Annotated in this window: 2 protein-coding genes; one reads left to right on the plus strand and one right to left on the minus strand. The window is 36.5% G+C overall.

Features of this window, described 5'->3' with window-relative positions; translation table 11 throughout:
• The first annotated feature begins 24 nt into the window (after nucleotides 1-24).
• Complete coding sequence (locus CJD30_RS11510) at nucleotides 25-951, plus strand: MraY family glycosyltransferase (protein ID WP_294919282.1); 927 nt, start codon at nucleotides 25-27, stop codon at nucleotides 949-951.
• Here the strand turns inward: CJD30_RS11510 and CJD30_RS11515 are convergent.
• A partial coding sequence (locus CJD30_RS11515; RefSeq protein ID WP_294919284.1) for a glycosyltransferase family 4 protein occupies nucleotides 948-2,050 on the minus strand: 1,103 nt, incomplete at its 5' end. The genes CJD30_RS11510 and CJD30_RS11515 overlap by 4 nt on opposite strands.

Raw genomic sequence — 2,050 nt, forward strand, 5'->3', positions numbered from 1 at the left:
GTTGATATTCCAAATCATCGAAGTATGCATAAAAATATCACTCCAAGAGGCGCCGGAATTGGAATGGTCCTTGGGGTTATGGTTTCTGATATTCTTTTTTTAAATGAGTTTATTTATATACATTTAGCCTCTTTTTTGGCAATTTTTCTTGTATTTATTGTTGGAGTCTTGGATGACCATCGTGATGCAACGCCGAAAACAAAGTTTTATGTTATTTTTGCGGCAGTTTTATTGTTGGCTTATGATGGAATTACTATCCACTCATTAGGGAAACTTTTTGGACATGAGATTGCATTGGGATGGTTCGCAATACCTTTTACGATGTTTGCCGTTGCCGGATTTACGAATGCCCTTAATCTTTCCGATGGTCTTGACGGTTTGGCAGGACTGTTAAGTATTATTATCCTCTCTACATTATGTTTTATCGGATATGAGCATAAAGACTTTTTTATTGTAGGGACTGCACTTTCTTTTATAGTGGCGGTTACAACGTTTATGTGGTTTAATTGGAATCCAGCGAAGATTTTTATGGGGGATAGCGGATCATTGACTTTAGGGTTTGTAATATCAGTTTTAAGTATCAAAGCATTGGAATATATCAATCCTATCTCTATTTTGTTTATTGCAGCAATACCAATTTTTGATACTCTTATCGTCATGATCCGACGCAATCGTAACGGGGGGGCTATATTTGCTCCTGATCAACTTCATATTCACCATATTTTACTTCGTTTTTTTAACGGTAATGTTCGTAATTCTGTAATTTTAATCGCTTTGCTACAATTGGGTTTTTCTATTATTGGTGTCGCATTTTCAGAAGTTGGGCAACAGCGTTATATGTTAATGTTATTTTTTATCAATATTTTTATTTTTTATATTTTATTAAACGGTATGCTGAAGCGACAGAATAAGTTTTCATTTTATCGAAAAAAACGTCGAAAGAAACATTAGAATTTAGATTTTTCTATAGACATTACAATTTGTTTTGCTGCTGTTTCCACCGAAAAAGTTTGCTTGAGGAGCTTTTTGGCATTTTGGCCTATTTCTTTTCGCTCATTACGGTTATTCAGAAGCTTAATCGCATTCGCTAAAAATACGGCATCTTCACCATTGATTGAGATAAGTCCTGCACCTGCATCTTCAATAATAGATTTTAAATCGTTTTGTGGATTTATACTTCCCAAAATAGGCATGCTCTGTACCATATATCCCAGCAGTTTGCCTGGAAAATTATGAGTTTTATGATTTTTGTGAAGAGTAAAAAGACCGATATCGAACTCCGCAAGCATCTGCTTATAGGTATCTTGCGAGACGGAAGAGAGTAAGGTAATATTGTTCAGTCCCTCTTTAATAATGGACTCTCTGATGAGTTCAATTTCATCGCCCGCTCCAACGAGTAGAAAATGGGCTTCTTTTTTTTCTTTCATCTTTTTGGCTAGGCGTACGATGTTCATCATATCCTGCGCGTGACCTATATTGCCCCCATAGAAGTAGACGACTTTTTCCTGAAGTCCCAATGATTCACGGAAGCAATTTTGAGAAATAGTAGGTATATCAGCGGCCCAGTTGTAAAGAATCTCGACTTCTTTGTCTCTATTGGAATTTTTTTCAAACCACTCTTTATTTTTTTTGGACATAACACCGATAATATCGGCTGAAGCATAGTTTTTATTTTCGAAAAAACGAAAATATTTTTCGATACTTGATCCGGATTGTATTAATCCCTGATCCACTGCCCATTGAGGAAAAAAATCGCGAAGGATTAGATAGCTTGGTGCTTCCCATAGTTTTTTGAGTCGATTAACGAGTCCACCCCAGAATATTGACGGAGAATAATACACAATAAGGTCGTGGGATTTCTGTTCGAAAAGAGGCTTTAAATTGTGCCATGCTCGATAAGAGAGAAGTGTTTCGTTGAGTGTTCTTTTGATCTTGCCTACATTTTTGATTTCACCGCTTTTAAATCGCCATATGCTGACGCCGTCAAGCTCAGAGCTATTGTATTGACAATCTAAGTGTATAGAGGGTGTAACAACGGTCACTTCGTGTC

The organism is Sulfuricurvum sp. PD_MW2, from assembly GCF_002633015.1.
Taxonomy (GTDB): Bacteria; Campylobacterota; Campylobacteria; order Campylobacterales; family Sulfurimonadaceae; genus Sulfuricurvum.

Coding starts and splice junctions, on each gene's coding strand:
- CJD30_RS11510 (WP_294919282.1), top strand. CDS start 25: ATGCATAAAAATATCACTCCAAGAGGCGCCGGAATTGGAATGGTCCTT.